This is a genomic window from Mycobacterium sp. ENV421, from assembly GCF_002887815.1.
Taxonomy (GTDB): Bacteria; Actinomycetota; Actinomycetes; order Mycobacteriales; family Mycobacteriaceae; genus Mycobacterium.
The window spans coordinates 202,542-220,840 of sequence record NZ_PDHO01000004.1; the positions used below are offsets into that span (position 1 = coordinate 202,542).

17 protein-coding genes and 1 pseudogene are annotated in these 18,299 nt (G+C 68.9%); 9 read left to right on the forward strand and 9 right to left on the reverse strand.

The window, feature by feature from the left end:
* Nucleotides 1-41 precede the first annotated feature (41 nt).
* Nucleotides 42-1,355, forward strand: a complete 1,314-nt coding sequence (locus CRM90_RS07315) for a sensor histidine kinase (protein ID WP_102806492.1) — start codon at nt 42-44, stop codon at nt 1,353-1,355.
* On the opposite strand, the gene CRM90_RS07320 is transcribed toward CRM90_RS07315, so the two are convergent.
* From CRM90_RS07320 to CRM90_RS07355, 8 genes are all read right to left on the reverse strand, one after another.
* Nucleotides 1,346-1,978, reverse strand: a complete 633-nt coding sequence (locus tag CRM90_RS07320; protein WP_102806323.1) for an urease accessory protein UreD — start codon at nt 1,976-1,978, stop codon at nt 1,346-1,348. The genes CRM90_RS07315 and CRM90_RS07320 overlap by 10 nt on opposite strands.
* Nucleotides 1,979-1,984: 6 nt before the next feature.
* Nucleotides 1,985-2,665 (reverse strand): urease accessory protein UreG, encoded by a 681-nt coding sequence (ureG, locus tag CRM90_RS07325; RefSeq protein ID WP_102806324.1) that lies wholly within the window; start codon nt 2,663-2,665, stop codon nt 1,985-1,987.
* Between the two features lie 10 nt (nt 2,666-2,675).
* Nucleotides 2,676-3,311, reverse strand: coding sequence for an urease accessory protein UreF (locus CRM90_RS07330; protein WP_102806325.1), 636 nt, complete (start codon nt 3,309-3,311; stop codon nt 2,676-2,678).
* 27 nt (nt 3,312-3,338) lie between these two features.
* Complete coding sequence (locus CRM90_RS07335) at nt 3,339-5,072, reverse strand: urease subunit alpha (RefSeq protein ID WP_102806326.1); 1,734 nt, start codon at nt 5,070-5,072, stop codon at nt 3,339-3,341.
* Nucleotides 5,069-5,380, reverse strand: coding sequence for an urease subunit beta (locus CRM90_RS07340; RefSeq protein WP_102806327.1), 312 nt, complete (start codon nt 5,378-5,380; stop codon nt 5,069-5,071). The genes CRM90_RS07335 and CRM90_RS07340 overlap by 4 nt, the downstream gene beginning before the upstream one ends.
* Nucleotides 5,381-5,397: 17 nt before the next feature.
* A complete protein-coding gene (locus CRM90_RS07345; protein ID WP_102806328.1) occupies nt 5,398-5,700 on the reverse strand; it encodes an urease subunit gamma in 303 nt (100 codons plus the stop codon).
* Nucleotides 5,701-5,751: 51 nt separating this feature from the next.
* Nucleotides 5,752-6,171, reverse strand: coding sequence for a PaaI family thioesterase (locus tag CRM90_RS07350; RefSeq protein WP_102806329.1), 420 nt, complete (start codon nt 6,169-6,171; stop codon nt 5,752-5,754).
* Between the two features lie 167 nt (nt 6,172-6,338).
* Nucleotides 6,339-7,055 (reverse strand): iron reductase, encoded by a 717-nt coding sequence (locus tag CRM90_RS07355; protein ID WP_102806330.1) that lies wholly within the window; start codon nt 7,053-7,055, stop codon nt 6,339-6,341.
* A 239-nt stretch (nt 7,056-7,294) separates the two neighbouring features.
* On the opposite strand from CRM90_RS07355, the gene CRM90_RS07360 reads away from it, so the two are divergent.
* From CRM90_RS07360 to CRM90_RS07385, 6 genes are all read left to right on the forward strand, one after another.
* A complete protein-coding gene (locus tag CRM90_RS07360) occupies nt 7,295-7,711 on the forward strand; it encodes a BlaI/MecI/CopY family transcriptional regulator (protein ID WP_102806331.1) in 417 nt (138 codons plus the stop codon).
* A gap of 14 nt (nt 7,712-7,725) precedes the next feature.
* Complete coding sequence (locus CRM90_RS07365) at nt 7,726-8,652, forward strand: M56 family metallopeptidase (protein ID WP_102806332.1); 927 nt, start codon at nt 7,726-7,728, stop codon at nt 8,650-8,652.
* Nucleotides 8,653-8,696: 44 nt separating this feature from the next.
* Complete coding sequence (gene gnd, locus CRM90_RS07370; protein WP_102806333.1) at nt 8,697-10,151, forward strand: NADP-dependent phosphogluconate dehydrogenase; 1,455 nt, start codon at nt 8,697-8,699, stop codon at nt 10,149-10,151.
* 18 nt (nt 10,152-10,169) lie between these two features.
* Nucleotides 10,170-11,606 (forward strand): GuaB1 family IMP dehydrogenase-related protein, encoded by a 1,437-nt coding sequence (locus CRM90_RS07375; protein ID WP_102806334.1) that lies wholly within the window; start codon nt 10,170-10,172, stop codon nt 11,604-11,606.
* A gap of 190 nt (nt 11,607-11,796) precedes the next feature.
* Nucleotides 11,797-13,158: a hemolysin family protein gene (locus CRM90_RS07380; RefSeq protein ID WP_102806493.1), complete on the forward strand. Its 1,362-nt coding sequence runs from the start codon at nt 11,797-11,799 to the stop codon at nt 13,156-13,158.
* Nucleotides 13,158-14,210 carry a hemolysin family protein gene (locus tag CRM90_RS07385; RefSeq protein ID WP_102806335.1) on the forward strand — a complete coding sequence of 351 codons (1,053 nt, stop codon included), beginning with the start codon at nt 13,158-13,160 and terminating at the stop codon, nt 14,208-14,210. The genes CRM90_RS07380 and CRM90_RS07385 overlap by 1 nt, the downstream gene beginning before the upstream one ends.
* Before the next feature lie 95 nt (nt 14,211-14,305).
* Here CRM90_RS07385 and CRM90_RS07390 read toward each other — a convergent pair.
* A pseudogene (locus tag CRM90_RS07390) lies at nt 14,306-15,025 on the reverse strand (potassium channel family protein); the annotation flags it as partial.
* Nucleotides 15,026-15,174: 149 nt separating this feature from the next.
* Here CRM90_RS07390 and CRM90_RS07395 point away from each other — a divergent pair.
* Complete coding sequence (locus CRM90_RS07395) at nt 15,175-16,089, forward strand: 3-methyladenine DNA glycosylase (RefSeq protein ID WP_102806337.1); 915 nt, start codon at nt 15,175-15,177, stop codon at nt 16,087-16,089.
* Between the two features lie 19 nt (nt 16,090-16,108).
* A complete protein-coding gene (locus tag CRM90_RS07400) occupies nt 16,109-18,292 on the forward strand; it encodes a malate synthase G (RefSeq protein ID WP_102806338.1) in 2,184 nt (727 codons plus the stop codon).
* Nucleotides 18,293-18,299: the final 7 nt, after the last annotated feature.

Genomic DNA, 18,299 nt, shown 5'->3' on the forward strand with positions numbered 1-18,299 from the left:
ACGAGATCGTCTACCGCGTGCTGCAGCGGCTACCAACCCGGATGCTGTCGCTGCGCACGATCGTGATCGTCGCGGCGCTGTCCGTCGTGATCCTGGTGCTGACGCTGGGCACGTGGGTGTGGCTGGGGGTCACCAACGACCAGTACAGCCAGCTGGACCGCCGGCTCGACTCGGTCAGCAGCCTCGGCGACGTCAGCTCGCTGCTGACGACGTCGAAGCCCGACGCCAGCGGCACTCCCACTCCGGACGGAAACCTGGTGCGCACCATCCGGGTCGGTGCCATGGCGATGTCGGTACCGCCCGACGTGGTGCTTCCGGAGCTGGGCAACGGTTACGCCAACACCACGATCGACGGCGTCGAGTACCGGGTGCGGACGTTCGCCGTCGGCGGCGCCACGATCGCGCTGGGCGCTCCGGTGGCCGAAACCCAGCGGCGAATCGCCGAACTGCATCTGCGGGTGCTGTTGATCTGTGCGGGCGTCATCGCAGGCACCGTGGTGGTGGGCTGGCTGATCTCGCTCATCATGATCAACCCGTTCCGGGTGCTCGCCCAGCAGGCCCGCGCGATCAACTCCCAGTCCAACCCCGACGAGGTCCAGGTGCGCGGCGTCAAGGAAGCCGTGGAGATCGCCGAGGCGGTCGAAGGCATGCTGGCCCGCATCGGCAACGAGCAGGATCGCACCAGGGCCGCACTGGAATCGGCCAGGGACTTCGCGGCCGTCGCCTCCCACGAGCTCCGCACCCCGCTGACCGCGATGCGCACCAACCTCGAAGTGCTGTCCACCCTGGACCTCGCACCCGAGCAGCGCAACGAGGTGATCGGTGACGTCATCCGCACGCAGAGCCGCATCGAGGCCACGCTGACCGCGCTGGAGCGGCTCGCCCAGGGCGAGCTGACCACGGCCGCGGACTTCGTGCCGTTCGACGTCACCGAACTGCTCGACCGCGCTGCACACGACGCCGAACGCATCTATCGCGATCTGGCGGTGTCATTGGTGCCCTCCCCCGCGGTGCTGATGGTCGGACTGCCGGTGGGGCTGCGCCTGGTGATCGACAACGCCATCGCGAACGCGGTCAAGCACGGCGGGGCCACCGAGGTTCAGCTGTCGGTGTCCAGCTCGGCCGACGGCGTCCAGATCACCGTCGACGACGACGGCAGCGGGGTGCCCGAAGACGAACGGGCCGCGGTGTTCGAGCGGTTCTCCCGCGGCTCGACCGCCTCCCGTTCCGGATCGGGACTCGGGTTGGCGCTGGTGGCCCAGCAGGCGGAATTGCACGGCGGCACAGCGTCACTGACCACCAGTCCGCTGGGCGGCGCCCGCCTGGTCCTGACCCTGGCCGGCCGTCACGAGTAGAGCCGCTGCCCCTGCCAGGTCGACAAGCTGCCGCCGGCCGCCAGCGCCAGGGTGATCCCTGCGGCGTCGGCGGCGGGCTCGGGGTAACGCAACTCGCTCACACACGCCAGCGGAGTGCCCAGCGCATCGTCGGCCACCGACGACGGCCCGAGTTCGACCCGATGTCTCAGCAGCGGCACGCCCGCCACGTCTGCGCGCATGGCGCCGCTCCAGAATCCCTCGCGCTCACCGGTTCTGCCGATCTGTACGCGTTCCCGGATCCGCAGGCGGCCCGCGTCACCCACACCGACCGTGAGCTCGCTGACGTGCCGCGCGTTGGCGGCCACGATCGTCGGCTCGGGGTCGAGGTCGAGCTCACCGCAGACCTCGATCTGCCAGCACGCGTATGAGTCGGTGGTGTCGGCACCGGGCAGCGCCACGGCCGCGGCAGCACTGCGCAGCCGCAGCCGGGCACCGGGTTCGACGACGATCCTGATCGCGATGACGTCCCCGCCCAGCGGCGTCGCCGCCGCCGACACCAGGTGCACGGTGTCGGGTTCGGTGTGCCGGGCGGCCAGGGCCCCACGGCATTCGATGCGGGGTAGCCGGCCCGGCTGCGCCACCACCACGACGTCAGAACGCATTGCGGCTCACGTGAGTTGGTTGACCCGCAGCTGCTCGCGCACCCACGCCAGCACCGGGGTTGCCGCCGGATCCGCGGTCAGCGAGATCAACTCCGTCGGGCGGCCCTCTCGGACCTTGGCGGCGTCGCGGCGCATCACCTCCAGGTCGGCGCCGACCAGTGGAGCCAGGTCGGTCTTGTTGACCACCAACAGATCCGAGAACGTCACCCCCGGGCCGCCCTTGCGCGGCACCTTGTCTCCGCCGGCCACGTCGACGACGAAGATCTGGACGTCCACCAGTCCGGAGGAGAACGTCGCGGTCAGGTTGTCGCCGCCGGATTCCACCAGGATCAGATCCAGGTCGTCGTGTCCGGCGATCAGGTCGTCGATGGCGTCGAGGTTGGCGGTGATGTCGTCGCGGATCGCGGTGTGCGGGCAGCCACCGGTCTGCACGGCGGCGATCCGGTCATCGGGCAGCACCGCGTGGCGCCGCAGGAAGTCGGCGTCCTCGGTGGTGTAGATGTCGTTGGTCAGCACCGCGAGCGACAGGTCGTCGCGCAGCTGACGGCACAGCGCGGCCACCAGCGCGGTCTTGCCCGACCCGACCGGGCCGCCGATGCCGATCCGCAGCGGCTCCCCCGGTTTCCGGGTCCGCTTGGGCCGATCCGGGTGGGTGTGCGGCTGACCGTCGATGAAATGTGGAGGCATACAGCTTCTTTCAGGAGACGAACAGCGGTCGTTCGCGTTGGACGTGCCGCTGCGCGAGCTCGTCGAGCAGCGGATCGGACAGGTCGGCCAGGCCTGCGGCGGCCAGCGCGGCGGTGTCTTCGCACAGCGGCGCGAGGCCGAACGTCAGCGCGGCGACATCGGCGGGGTCGAGCGCCAGCAGCCGCTGCGCGGCGGTGGCCGTGCCGGTCATCGTGGTGTACACCAGCGACAGTGCGCTCTGGTGCGGGTCGAGCCCGCTGACCGCCCCGACCCGGCCTGCGGTCACCGCCAGATGCGGGCGGGTGCCCAGCTCCTCCCATTCGGCGGCGGGCCAGACCCGGCGCGCCAACCGCAGCAGTCCGCGGCCCTGCGCGCGGGAGGCCTGCCGGGCCGCGGGTGACGGTGTGCGCGCATCGGTTTCGGCGTCGGCATCGGCCACCGTGAGATCTTCGCGGTGCACGGCGGCCGCGACCGACGCCGTCACCAGTCCGCTGGTGCGGATCCGGCGGCGCAGGTAGGCGTCCAGCGTCTCGAGGTCCACGACCACCCGGCTGGTGACCGCTTCCTCCACTCCGCCGGAGTGCACGTGGCCGCCGGTCGGCAGCCGCGAGTCGGCGAGTATGAGCAGGGTGGACAGTGTTGCCATCAGACCAGTGCCATCAGACCAGCGCCATCAGAACAGGAAGTAGCGCTGCGCCATCGGCAGTTCGGTGGCGGGCTGTTCGGCCCACACCTCGCCGTCGATGCGGACGGTGAACGTGTCGGGATCGACCTCGATGCGCGGCTGCGCATCGTTGAGCGGCATCTGCGCCTTGCCGATGGCACGCACATTGCCGACCGGCACCAGCTTTCGGTTGACCGCGATCCGGTCGGCCAGCCCGTCCTCGATGGCTTGCGGGGCGACGAAATGCACCGAGGTCGCGGCCGCGGCGGCCGGGGCGGCGCCGAACATCGGGCGCGGCAGCACCGGTTGCGGAGTCGGGATGGAGGCGTTGGCGTCGCCCATCGCCGCCCAGGCGATCATGCCGCCCTTGAGCACCGCGTGTGGGCGCACCCCGAAGAACGCGGGCTCCCACAGCACCAGGTCAGCGAGCTTCCCGACCTCCACCGAACCGACCTCGTGATCGATGCCGGTGGCCAGCGCCGGGCAGATCGTGTACTTCGCGACATAGCGGCGCACCCGATTGTTGTCGGCGCCATGTTGTCCCGCCGCATCGCCTTCCAAGGCTCCGCGGCGGCGCTTCATCACATGGGCGGTCTGCCAGGTGCGCAGCACCACCTCGCCGACGCGGCCCATCGCCTGGGAATCGCTGCCGATCATCGAAATCGCCCCGAGGTCGTGCAGCAGGTCCTCGGCGGCGATCGTCGACGGCCGGATGCGGCTCTCGGCGAACGCGAGATCCTCAGGGACGCTGGGGTTCAGGTGGTGACACACCATCAGCATGTCGAGGTGTTCGTCGAGGGTGTTGACGGTGTGCGGCCGGGTCGGGTTCGTCGAACTCGGCAGCACGTTCGGATAGGCCGCGACAGTGATGATGTCCGGCGCGTGGCCGCCGCCGGCGCCTTCGGTGTGATACGCGTGAATGTTGCGGCCCTTGATCGCGGCCAGGGTGTCCTCGACGAAGCCCGCCTCGTTGAGGGTGTCGGTGTGGATGTTCACCTGCACCCCGGCGGCGTCGGCCACCGTCAGGCAGGCATCGATCGCGGCGGGCGTGGTGCCCCAATCCTCGTGCAGCTTGAAACCCGCTGCGCCCGAACGCAACTGCTCCCACATCGCCTCATGGCTGACCGTGTTGCCCTTGCCCAACAGCGCGATGTTGAGCGGCCAGTGGTCCAGCGACTCGAGCATGCGGGCCAGATGCCAGGCGCCCGGCGTGACGGTGGTGGCTTTCGAGCCCTCCGCGGGGCCGGTGCCACCGGCCACGATCGTGGTGATGCCGCTGCCGATGGCCTCGTCCATGATCTGCGGGCAGATCAGGTGGACGTGACAGTCGATCGCCCCGGCGGTGACGATGCGTCCGTTGCCCGCGATGATCTCCGTCGACGGGCCTACCACCAGGTCTGGGTGCACGCCGGACATGATGTCGGGGTTGCCGGCCTTGCCGATGCCCACGATACGGCCGTCACGAATCCCGATGTCGGCCTTGATGATTCCCCAGTAGTCGATGATCACCGCACCCGTGATAACAGTGTCCGGCGCGCCGTCGGCGCGGGTGGCGCGGCCTTGGCCCATCGACTCACGCAACACCTTGCCCCCGCCGAACACCGCCTCGTCGCCGGCCAGGCCGGGACCGCCACTGCGATCCTCGGTGATCTCGATGAGAAGGTCGGTGTCGGCCAGGCGGATCCGGTCACCGGTGGTGGGCCCGAACAGGGCGGCGTAGCGGGCCCGGGACAGCTCGGTCATGCATCCAACCTTCCGGGTGGGGTGAGACTCAGTCCGTGCACCTCGCGCATGCCTTGCAGCGGGACCAGCCGGACCCGTTGCGGCACACCGGGTTCGAAGCGGACTGCGGTGCCTGCGGGAATGTCGAAGCGGTGCCCGTGTGCCGCGGCACGATCGAAGGAGAGCGCCTTGTTCGCCTGGGGCAGGTGGACGTGGCTGCCGACCTGCACCGGCCGGTCGCCGGTATTGACGATCTCCAGCTCGATCCGCACGGCGCCCGCGTTGATCTCGATGTCACCGTCGCCGAGGAAAACCTCACCGGGAATCATGGCGCCCTCCGTCGGACTCACGGGATCGGGTGGTGGACGGTGACCAGCTTGGTGCCGTCCGGGAAGGTGGCTTCGACCTGCACGTCGGGCAGCATCTCGGGCACACCCGCCATCACATCGTCGCGGCCCAGCACGTCACGCCCGGTGACCATCAGCTCGGCGACGGTGCGACCGTCGCGAGCGCCTTCCAGCACGTGATCGGTGATCAGCGCGACCGCTTCGGGGTAGTTGAGTTTCAACCCGCGCGCCTGCCTGCGCCGGGCGAGCTCGGCGGCATAGGACAACAGCAACCGGTCGGTCTCGTGCGGTGTCAGCTGCATAGTGCGCGATCCTGCCACGCCCACCCGCGATCAGCAGGGCGGCGAGGTCGCTCAGGCCTCGGGCTCGAGGTTCTGCAGGCGCACTTGTCCGCGGGCGACGAGGCGATCCTTGTCGTCCCGGATGGTCACCAACCAGAGCTGCTGGCGACGGCCGCGGTGCACGGGCTCGGTCACCCCGTACACGGTGCCGCCGGAGATCGCCCGCAGGAAGTCGGTGTTGTTGTTGACACCGACGACGTTGCCGCCGCCATTGGCGGACAGCCACACGAACGCCGACGTGCTGGCCATCGACTCGATCATCGAGCAGTACACCCCACCGTGGACGATGCCCATCGGTTGCAGGAGTTTGGGCTGCACGTCCAGCTGCGCCTTGGCGCCATCGACGGTCAGTTCGGTGAACACCAGCCCGAGTTCGTTGTCGAACGGGGCGGAGAAAGCGATCTGCTCGCTCGGCGACTGCTCTGATTGCACGCACTTGTGTCTACACCAGCCGGGCCGAGACGAGGGACGGGCCCCGCGCGTGAACGCGGGGCCCGTCCTCGGCATGGACCGGGGGTTTCTGCAGCCCTCAGAAACTCCGGCTCGGTCCGTTGGTCTGGTCTCAACAGACTAGGCAAGGCTTGCCTAAGCTACAAGAGCTATCCCGCCCGGCGCAGCGACCGGACCGGCAACCCGAATCCACTCAGGGCGTCGAGCACCGCCTGGCCGCGCCGCATGCAGGTGATTTCGCCGGTTCCGGTGAGCATCGGCACCTGGGTGGCGGTGATGACCACTGCCGACCCGACCATCTGCCACATGGCTGCCGGCGTCAGCGAACCCCGGCTCAGGTGCTGGAGGCCGTCGAAAATGGGCTCCAGCGAGCGATGGCACCGGTGCGCGGTCCAGGTGGCCAGCGCGAGCTCGTTGGGCAGTCGGACCACGCCGGTGGTCGCGGGATCGTCGGGCAGCACCCGAAGCGTCGGGTCGACGACGGCGGCCCAGTCGATCGAGCCCTCGGAATCGATGTGCATCCACAGGTTTCCCGGCCCGGCATCCCAGGCCCGCCCCTCGAGCACGAACAAGGTCACCACCCGTCCCAGAACCGCGTGGGTGAACGTGGCCGCGATCTGCTGGGCGGCGGCCCGTCGGTCCCCCAGCTCGTCGGCCGCCGATTCGAACATGGCGGCGAGTCGGCCGGAGGTCACCGAATCCAGCGGCCACCAGCGGCGGCGGGACACATCGGCCATCACCGCCACCCCGTGCACCCGGGGTGAATCCGGGGTCAGGGCGCGCAATCGGCGGCTGGATTCGTGCAACGGCAGGACCCGGCGAATGGTCATCCCGTCGATCAACGGGTCAAGCACGGCTGCGGTCACGACACCTCCTCATCTATGATTAGGTAAGCCTAACCATAAGAAGGGATGGCAAGCCTGCGTGACTACTGTGAGTGCTGTCACAACTCTGCCCCGTTTTGCCCGGTGGCCTGCGCCGACCCTCCCGCGGGACGTCCCGCGGGAACACCACCGTCGTGAGCGGAGTTGATCGACTTGTTGGATACGACGCGCGGTAGTAATCGGGAGTACTCTGATTTGACTGCCTACGGAGATGAACGGAAATGGCCAAGTTGACTCGTCTCGGCGAACTTGAACGCGCGGTGATGGACCACTTGTGGGCCGCTGGCGAGCCGTTGACGGTTCGTCAGGTCCACGAGGCGCTCTGTACCGAACGGGACCTGGCCTACACCACGGTGATGACCGTCCTGCAGCGCCTCGCCCGCAAGAACCTGGTCTCCCAGATCCGGGATGACCGCGCCCACCAGTACGCATCGGTGCACGGCCGCGACGAACTGGTCGCCGGCCTGATGGTCGACGCGCTGGATCAGGCCTCCGACTCCGGCGGCCGGCAGGCCGCCCTGGTGCACTTCGTCGAGCGGGTGGGCGTCGACGAGGCGGACGCATTGCGCCGCGCCTTGGCGGAATTGGAGTCCAAGCACCGTTCCACCTGGCCCGCTGGCGGCATGCCCAGCGCCTGAGGGACAATTTCAGCGTGTCCGCGCTGGCCTTCACCTTCCTCGCCTTGATGCTGGTCGGTCCTGTGCCCGCGCTGCTGGCCCGGGCCTCCTGGCCGATGCGTGCGCCGCGGGCCGCGATCGTCCTCTGGCAGTCCATTGCCGTGGCCGCGGTGCTCTCCGCGTTCAGCGCCGGCCTGGCCATCGCCAGCCGGCTGTTCGCCCCCGGCCCGGACGGCCGTCCCACCGCGACGATCACCAGCGAGATCGAAGTGCTGGGCTGGCCGCTGTGGTCGGCATACGTCGTGGTCTTCGCGATCACGCTGCTCATCGGCGCCCGGCTGGTGGTCGCGGCGGTACAGGTCGCCGTCGCCACCCGGCGCCGCCGGGCCCACCACCGGATGGTCGTCGACCTGCTGGGCGGCTGCCGGCACGGCATGCACGGGCTGCGGGTGCTCGACGTGTCCGAACCGTTGGCCTACTGCCTGCCCGGAGTGCGCAGCCGGGTCGTACTCAGCCAGGGCACCCTGTCGGCATTGAGCGACACCGAACTCACCGCGATCCTCAGTCACGAGCGGGCGCATCTGCGAGCCCGTCACGATCTGGTGCTCGAGGCGTTCATCGCCGTGCACACCGCGTTCCCCCGCTTCGTCCGCAGCGGCAGCGCGCTCAACGCGGTGCGGCTGCTGGTCGAGATGCTCGCCGATGATGCCGCGGTGCGCACCGCCGGGCCCGCTCCCCTGGCCCGCGCGCTGGTGACCTGCGCGGCGGCCCGAACCCCGAAGGGCGCGCTCGCCGGTGGCGGCCCGACCACGCTGATCCGGGTGCGCCGGCTGGCCGGCGAGGGAAACAGCCTGGCGCTCTCGCTGGCCGCCTACGCCACCGCCGCCGCGGTGCTGGTGGTGCCGACGGTCGCGGTGGCGATGCCCTGGCTGACCGAGCTGCATCGACTCTTTCTTTCCTGAAACTCTTCTGCCACAACAAAATCCACACAACTGAAAGGCGCGAGATGAGCTCACCGCAGACGGACGGTACTGCACAGATCGGTGTTACCGGAATGGCGGTGATGGGATCGAACATCGCGCGGAACTTCGCCCACCACGGCTACACCGTCGCCTTGCACAACCGGTCGGTCGCCAAGACCGATGCCGTGCTCGCCGAGCACGGTTCCGAGGGCAACTTCGTGCGCACCGAGACGATGGCCGAATTCGCCGCCGCGCTGGAGAAGCCGCGCCGCGCGCTGATCATGGTCAAGGCCGGCGACCCGACCGACGCCGTCATCAACGAGCTCTGCGAGGTCTTCGAGCCGGGCGACATCATCATCGACGGCGGCAACGCTCTCTACACCGACACCATCCGCCGCGAGAAGGCGGTGCGCGAGCGCGGCCTGCACTTCGTCGGCGCCGGCATCTCCGGCGGTGAGGAGGGCGCGCTGAAGGGGCCGTCGATCATGCCGGGCGGACCCGCCGAGTCCTACAAGTCGCTGGGTCCGCTGCTCGAGGAGATCTCCGCGCACGTCGACGGCGTTCCGTGCTGCACCCACATCGGCCCCGACGGCGCGGGCCATTTCGTCAAGATGGTGCACAACGGCATCGAGTACTCCGACATGCAGCTCATCGGCGAGGCCTACCAGCTGCTGCGCGACGGGCTCGGCAAGACCGCACCCGAGATCGCCGAGATCTTCGCCGAATGGAACAACGGCGATCTGGACAGCTACCTGATCGAGATCACCGCCGAGGTGCTGCGCCAGACCGACGCCAAGACCGGCAAGCCGCTGGTCGACGTGATCGTCGACGAGGCCGAGCAGAAGGGCACCGGCCGCTGGACGGTCAAGTCGGCGCTGGACCTCGGGGTGCCGGTGACCGGCATCGCCGAGGCGGTCTTCGCCCGCGCCCTGTCCGGCTCGGTCCCGCAGCGCAAGGCCACCACCGGCCTGGCCTCCGGCGAACTGGGTGAACAGCCCACGGACGCAGCGCAATTCATCGATGACGTCAGCAAGGCGCTGTACGCCTCGAAGATCATCGCCTATGCCCAGGGCTTCAACCAGATCCAAGCCGGCAGCGCCGAATACAACTGGGGCATCACCCTCGGTGACATGGCCACCATCTGGCGTGGCGGCTGCATCATCCGGGCCAAGTTCCTCAACCGGATCAAGGAGGCCTACGACGAGAACGCCGAGCTGGCGACGCTCATCGCCGCGCCGTACTTCCGTGACGCGGTCGAAGCGGGTATCGACAGCTGGCGTCGCGTGGTGGTGAAGGCCACCGAGCTCGGCATCCCGGTCCCCGGCTTCGCCTCGGCGCTGTCCTACTACGACGCGCTGCGCACCGAGCGGCTGCCCGCGGCGCTGACCCAGGGCCTGCGCGACTTCTTCGGCGCGCACACCTACGGCCGGACCGACGCCGACCCGGCCGCCCGCTTCCACACCCTGTGGAGCGGTGACCGCAGCGAAGTCGAGGCGTAGCGCCGTTAGGCTGATCGGGTGCGCTTTCTCGACGGCCAGCTACCCCAGTACGACCTGACCTACGACGACGTCTTCGTCGTACCCAGCCGATCCGACGTCGCGTCCCGGTTCGATGTCGACCTGTCGACCTGCGACGGAACCGGCACGACGATCCCCGTCGTGGTGGCGAACATGACCGCGGTGGCGGGCCGCCGGATGGCCGAGACGGTGGCTCGCCGCGGCGGCATCGTGGTGCTGCCGCAGGACCTGCCGATCGACGCGGTCAAGCAGACCGTGGACTTCATCAAGAGCCGTGACCTGGTGGCCGACACCCCGGTGGTGCTGGCGCCCGACGACTCGGTGTCCGACGCCGTCGCGCTGATCCACAAGCGGGCCCACGGGGTGGCGGTGGTGGTGTTCGAGGGCAGGCCCATCGGCCTGGTCACCGAGGCGGCGACCGTCGGCGTCGACCGGTTTGCGCGGGTGCGCGACATCGCCGTCACCGACTTCGTCACCGCGCCGGTGCACACCGAACCACGACAGGTGTTCGAGCTGCTCGAGCACGCCCCGGTCGACGTCGCCGTCCTCACCGACGCCGACGGCGCCCTGGCCGGCGTTCTGACCCGCATCGGCGCCATCCGTGCGGGCATCTACACCCCGGCCGTAGACGCGAAGGGCCGGCTGCGGATCGCCGCCGCGGTGGGCATCAACGGCGACGTGGCCGCCAAGGCGCAGGCGCTGGCCGAGGCCGGCGTCGACGTCCTGGTGGTCGACACCGCACACGGTCACCAGCTCAAGATGCTCGACGCGATCAAGGCGGTGTCGTCGCTGGACCTCGGCGTCCCGCTGGCAGCCGGCAACGTCGTCTCCGCCGAGGGGACCCGCGACCTGATCGAGGCCGGCGCCTCCATCGTCAAGGTGGGGGTCGGTCCCGGCGCCATGTGCACCACCCGGATGATGACCGGCGTCGGACGCCCGCAGTTCTCTGCCGTGCTCGAATGCTCCTCTGCTGCACGGGAACTCGGTGCTCACGTATGGGCCGACGGCGGCGTGCGGCATCCGCGCGACGTGGCGCTGGCGCTGGCGGCGGGCGCCTCGAATGTGATGATCGGCTCCTGGTTCGCCGGCACTTACGAATCCCCCGGCGACCTGATGCGCGACCGCGACGGCCGGCCCTACAAGGAGAGCTACGGCATGGCCTCCAAGCGGGCTGTGGCCGCCCGGACCAGCGCCGACAGCGCCTTCGACCGGGCCCGCAAGGCGCTCTTCGAGGAAGGCATCTCGACCTCGCGGATGGCGCTGGACCCCGAACGCGGCGGGGTCGAGGACCTGCTCGACCACATCACCTCCGGCGTCCGCAGCACCTGCACCTACGTCGGTGCCACCACCATCGCCGAGCTGCACGAACGGGTGGTGCTGGGCGTCCAGTCGGCGGCCGGGTTCGCCGAGGGACATCCCCTGCCGACCGGCTGGTGAGCAGGTCACCGTCGGCGAAGCCGCTAACATAGGGATTTGTTCTGCTCGCCGAGGAAAGGGAACCTGTGCCGCAGGCACCCATTGAGGTCCCCGCGGATCGGGCTGCCCGGGGCGAGCGCCCCGCAGACGAGGCCGAGGCCGAACCTTCTTCTAGCCGGCCGGGCATGTGGCCCGGCTGCCCCACCCGCTCATGACCGCTCTGTATACCGCGCTCAGCCTGTTGGCGATCGTCGTGCTGACCCTCGGGACGGCGTTGTTCGTCGCCGCCGAGTTCTCGCTGACCGCGCTGGAACGCAGCACCGTCGACGCGAACGCCCGCACCGGTGACCGCAGTGACCAGAACGTCGCGAAAGCGCATCGGACGCTGTCCTTCCAGCTGTCCGGCGCGCAACTGGGTATCTCGATCACCACGCTGGCCACCGGCTACCTGGCCGAGCCCGTCCTGGCCCGGTTGCTCGACCCGGTCCTCGGCCTGCTGCATGTCCCGGCACCTGCTGCCGGCGGCATCTCGCTGGCCCTGGCGATCCTGATCGCCACCTCCTTGTCGATGGTGTTCGGCGAACTGGTGCCCAAGAACCTCGCGGTCGCGCGGCCGGTGCCGACCGCGCGGGCAACAGCCGGATTCCAGCTGATGTTCTCGAAAGTGATGACCCCCGTCATCAAGCTCACCAACGGCACCGCGAACTGGATCCTGCGCCGGATGGGCATCGAACCGGCCGAGGAGCTGCGCTCGGCGCGCTCACCCGAAGAACTCGGGTCACTGGTCCGCAGCTCGGCCGAGCACGGCTCGCTCGACGAGGACACCGCGGCGCTGGTGAACCGCTCGCTGCAATTCGGGTCGCGGATCGCCGAGGAGTTCATGACGCCGCGCACCGAAATCGAGGCGCTGGACGCCGACAGCACCGTCGCCGACCTGGTCACCGCCTCGGCCAGCACCGGTTTCTCCCGCTTCCCCATCATCCGCGGCGACCTGGACGAGACCATCGGCCTGGTGCACGTCAAGCAGGTGTTCGGGGTGCCTGCGGCGGAGCGCTCGACCACCCGGCTGGTGTCGTTGGCGATCCCGGTGCCCACGGTGCCCTCGTCGCTGGACGGCGACGCGCTGATGGCCCAGCTGCGGGCCCACGGCCTGCAGACCGCGATGGTGGTCGACGAATACGGCGGCACCGCGGGCATGGTCACCGTCGAGGACCTGATCGAAGAGATCGTCGGCGACGTCCGCGACGAGCACGACGACTCCACGCCCGACTTCCAGAAGGCCGGACAGGGCTGGCGGGTGTCGGGGCTGCTGCGCATCGACGAGGTCGCCGAAGCCACCGGATTCCGCGCCCCCGAAGGTGAATACGAAACGATCGGCGGGCTGGTGCTGGAGACGCTGGGCCACATTCCGGAGCCCGGCGAATCCGTCGAACTGTCCGCGTTCGACCCGGACGGCCTGTTCGACGATCCGGTGCACTGGCGGGCCACCGTCGTCGAGATGGACGGCCGCCGGATCGATCAGCTCGTGTTGACCGAACTGGGACGCCGCGGCGACGCCGGGCGGGAGGGCTGATGGGCGACGTTCTGGGTGTTCTGCTGACGATCGCGCTGCTCGGCGCCAACGCCTTCTTCGTCGGCTCCGAATTCGCGTTGATCTCGGCCCGCCGCGACCGACTGGAAGCCCTTGCCGAACAAGGCAAACGGAGCGCGGTGACCGTGCTGCGCGCCGGTGAGCAACTGTCCCTGATGCTGGCCGGCGCCCAGCTGGGCATCACCGTGTGTTCGATCCTGCTCGGCCGGGTCGGTGAGCCCGCGGTGGCCCACCTGTTGGAGAAGCCGTTCGATCTGGTCGGGGTTCCCGACGCCGTTCTGCACACCGTGTCGTTCGTGGTGGCGCTGGGCTTCGTGGTGACGTTGCACGTGCTGCTCGGCGAGATGGTGCCCAAGAACATCGCGATCGCCGGTCCGGAGAAGACGGCGATGCTCGTGGTGCCGGTGTATCTGGTCTACGTGCGGTTCGCCCGGCCGTTCATCGGGTTCTACAACTGGGCGGCCAACACCACGCTGCGCGCATTCGGCGTCGAAGCCAAGGACGAACTCGACGTCACCGTGTCCACCGTGGAACTCGCCGAGATGATCGCCGAATCGCGATCCGAGGGGCTGCTGGACCCCGAGGAGCACATGCGGCTGACCCGGGCGCTTCAGATCCGTAACCGAGTGGTCAACGATGTGGCCGTCCCGGTGCAAGACATCCGCGCCGTCCCGGTCGCACGGCCTGGCGGCGGCCCGACGGTCAGCGCCATCGAGCAGGCGCTCAACGAGACGGGCTACTCCCGGTTCCCGGTCACCGATCCGAGCGGCGAGTTCGTCGGCTTCGTCCACATCAAGGACATCCTCGACCAGATCGACGAGCGCGACGCCGTGGTCGACGGCGCCGTGGTGCGTCCGCTGCCGCGGGTGCCTGCCGACATGCCGCTGCCGGACGCGCTGTCCCAGCTGCGCCGCGACAACAGCCACCTGGCGCTGGTCACCGACGGTGATCAGTCGGTGTGCGCCATGGTCGCGCTCGAGGACCTGGTCGAGGATCTGATCGGTACCGTGCGCGACGGCATGCACCGGGCATGACGGCACCGGCATGACAGCACCGGGCCGCGGCTAGCGACTACGTCGCGACGGCTCGGGCCGGTAGGGCCTGGTCCCGTGGGACGGTGTGCGCCGGACACCGCCAGCGCCTCGCTCAACTGCCGGACTTCGTCGCGCAACGCCTCGATCTGGTCTGCCGTGGCGGTGTTGGACGCGGTGTTGTCCTCCGAAACGCGCTGCACGATCCACGATGCGACGGTGGCGGTGATGACACCGATCAGGCTGATTCCGCCGACCATCAACAGCGCGGCGATGAACCGGCCGACGACGGTCACCGGATACTGATCGCCGTATCCCACGGTCGTGATCGTGGCCAGCGACCACCACACGGCATCGCCGAAGCTGACGATGTTGGCACCGGGAGCACCCCGTTCGACGTCGAGAACCGCCAGCGACGAGGCGTAGACCAACAGCGTCGCGACGGCAGTCGCATAGACCACCACCCGGCCGCGCAGCGCGTTGCCGAACGCGCGTTGCAGGGTGAACACCAGCACCACCAGCCGTAGTACCCGAAGCGGGCGCAGGAACGGCAGTGCGACAGTCGCCAGGTCGAACAAGTGCCGGAAGAACCACCGCGCCCGCGCCTGCGCGAGGGCGAAGCGGACCACATAGTCCACGACGAACGTCACCCACAGCACGGTCATCACGGTGTTCAGCACTGCCCCCGCCACTCCGCGCGGCTCGACGAGCACCTGCAGCGAATAGGTCACCAGGAACACCACCGCCACCGCGGCCAGCGGCCACTCGCTGTGGTGTTCCCAGCGGCTCAGCCGCGGGTTCGGCTGGGAGGTCGTCATCACGTCATCCTTCGGCGTTGGCTACGGGGGGATAGATAGTGCTTTCCCGTTCTGCGGCCCGGTCATGTGTCGTATGTGACCTCGGTAAACTGACCGGGTCACGGCGGCCTGGACCGCGGGCCAGGAGGAGACACCCCGGAGGAGAGACGATGCCGCACCGGCTCCGCGAAGCGGAGTGGACCGCGCGCGCCGCCTCCCATCGGCGACGCATCGACTCGTTCACGGCCCCGCACCGGCACCGCTCCCGACGTGGCGAAGCCCACCCGGTCTGGGATTTCCTGTTCACCTACTACAGCCTGCGACCGCGCCAGCTGCGGGTGTGGCATCCCGGGTACGGCGTCACGCTGGCCGGTCCGGCGGGGGCGGAATACCTCGACCGCGCCGGCTATCAGGCCACGCCCGACGGCGTGACCGTCGGCGTGAACTTCCTGCACTCCCGGCTGTCCACGGTCGGTTTCGTGGCCGACTTGCTGCGCAGCACCGCGGCCCGCGCGCCGCAGTTCGGCTGCTTCGGTCTGCACGAGTGGGCGATGGTCTACCGCACCGACGCGGTTCGTCACGGCGCGGTGCCGCTGCGACTCGGCGGGCCGGGTACCGATGCGGTCGTCGAGTCGATGCCGTTGCGCTGCACACATTTCGACGCGTATCGGTTCTTCACCGCCGCGGCGGCACCACGCAACCGCGGGGTACCGACCCGCGCTGCGCAGCGCGACTGGGAACAGCCGGGGTGCCTGCACGCGAACATGGACTTGTACAAGTGGTGCTTCAAGCTCGGACCGCTGGTGAATTCGGAGTTGCTGGTGAACTGCCTGGAGTTGGCCGCCGACGCCCGCGAACTCGACATGCGGGCCAGTCCCTACGACCTGTCGGACTTCGGGTTTGAGCCCATCGCCGTCGAGGAACCCGCCGGGCGGGCGGAATACGTGCGGTGCCAGGGAGTTATAGCCGAGCGCGCAGCGCCGTTGCGTGCGGCGCTGCTGGCGTGGTGTGAGCGCCTGCTGGATGCGGGGGTGGCCTACGACACTCTGTCGGAGGGGTTCCTACCTGCGGGTAAGATGAATTGATTCTCGTGAGGGAGGACAGATGAGCGATCGCGTGCCCGTGGGCAATCTGCGAGTGGCGCAGGTGTTGTACGACTTCATCACCAACGAAGCGCTGCCCGGCACCGGGATTGATGCCGACAGTTTCTGGGCCGGGGTGGACAAGGTCGTCACCGACCTGACGCCGCAGAATCAGGACCTGCTCGCGCGCCGCGACGATCTGCAGGCGCAGATCGACAGGTGGCATCGGCAGCGGATCATCGGCGGCATCGACGCCGGTGAATATCAGCAGTTCCTCACCGACATCGGCTACCTGCAGCCTGATCCGGGCGACTTCAGCATCACCACCTCCGGCGTGGACGACGAGATCACCACCACCGCAGGCCCGCAGCTGGTGGTTCCGATCCTCAACGCCCGCTTCGCGCTGAACGCCGCGAACGCCCGCTGGGGTTCGCTGTACGACGCCCTCTACGGCACCGACGTCATCAGCACCGACGGCGGCGCCGAGCCGGGCACCAGCTACAACCGGGTTCGCGGCGACAAGGTGATCGCCTACGCCCGGGACTTCCTCGACAAGGCCGTGCCGTTGGCGTCGGGATCGTGGGCCGACGCGACCGGCATCAGCGTCGCCGACGGCGCCCTGGAGATCGCGCTGGGCGACGAGTCCACCGGGCTGGCCAGCCCGGAGAAGTTCGTCGGCTACACCGGCGACCTCGGCGAACCGGCCTGGTCGGTGCTGTTGGTCAACAACGGCCTGCACATCGAGATCCTCATCGACCCCGAATCGCCCGTCGGCAAGACCGACAAAGCCGGCGTCAAGGACGTCGTGCTGGAGTCCGCGATCACCACGATCATGGACTTCGAGGACTCGGTGGCCGCTGTCGACGCCGACGACAAGGTTCTCGGCTATCGCAACTGGCTGGGCCTGAACAGGGGCGACCTGGCCGAAGAGGTCAGCAAGGGCGGCAAGAGCTTCACCCGTGTGCTCAACGACGACCGCACCTACAAGACGCCGGGAGACGGAGAGTTGACGCTGCCCGGACGCAGCCTGCTGTTCGTCCGCAACGTCGGTCACCTGATGACCAACGACGCGATTGTCGATGTCGACGGCAACGAGGTGCCCGAAGGCATCCAGGATGCGCTGTTCACCAGCTTGATCGCGGTGCACGGCCTCAAGGCCGAGGACGGCAGCCCGCGGCAGAACAGCCGCACCGGGTCGATCTACATCGTGAAGCCCAAGATGCACGGGCCGGACGAGGTCGCGTTCACCTGCGAACTGTTCAGCCGCGTCGAGGACGTGCTGGGCCTGCCGCAGAACACCATCAAGGTCGGCATCATGGACGAGGAACGCCGCACCTCGGCCAACCTCAAGGCCTGCATCAAGGCCGCCGCCGACCGGGTGGCGTTCATCAACACCGGCTTCCTGGACCGTACCGGCGACGAGATCCACACGTCGATGGAAGCCGGCCCGATGATCCGCAAGGGCGCCATGAAGTCCCAGCCGTGGATCAAGGCCTACGAGGACCAGAACGTCGACATCGGCCTGGCGACCGGATTCTCCGGCAAGGCGCAGATCGGTAAGGGCATGTGGGCGATGACCGATCTGATGGCCGACATGGTCGAGCAGAAGATCGGCCAGCCCCGCTCCGGCGCCACCACCGCGTGGGTGCCGTCGCCGACGGCGGCCACTCTGCACGCCATGCACTACCACTACGTGGACGTCTACGAGGTGCACCAGGAGCTGGCCGGCAAGACCCGCACCAGCATCGACGAGTTGCTGACGATCCCGCTCGCCAAGGAGCTGGCGTGGTCGCCGGAGGAGATCCACGAAGAGGTGGACAACAACTGCCAGTCGATCCTCGGCTACGTGGTGCGCTGGATCGACGCCGGTGTCGGCTGCTCGAAGGTGCCCGACATCCATGACGTCGCTCTGATGGAAGACCGCGCGACGCTGCGTATTTCGAGCCAGCTGTTGGCCAACTGGCTGCGGCACGGTGTGATCACCGAGGACGCCGTCCGGGAAAGCCTGCGCCGGATGGCGGCGGTGGTCGACGAGCAGAACGCGTCCGATCCCGACTTCAAGCCGATGGCCACCGATCCGGACAACAGCATCGCCTTCCAGGCCGCCCAGGAGCTGATCCTGGCCGGCGCCGCGCAGCCCAACGGCTACACCGAGCCGATCCTGCATCGGCGTCGCCGGGAGTACAAGGCCAGCACCGGCGCCTGACGGGCGC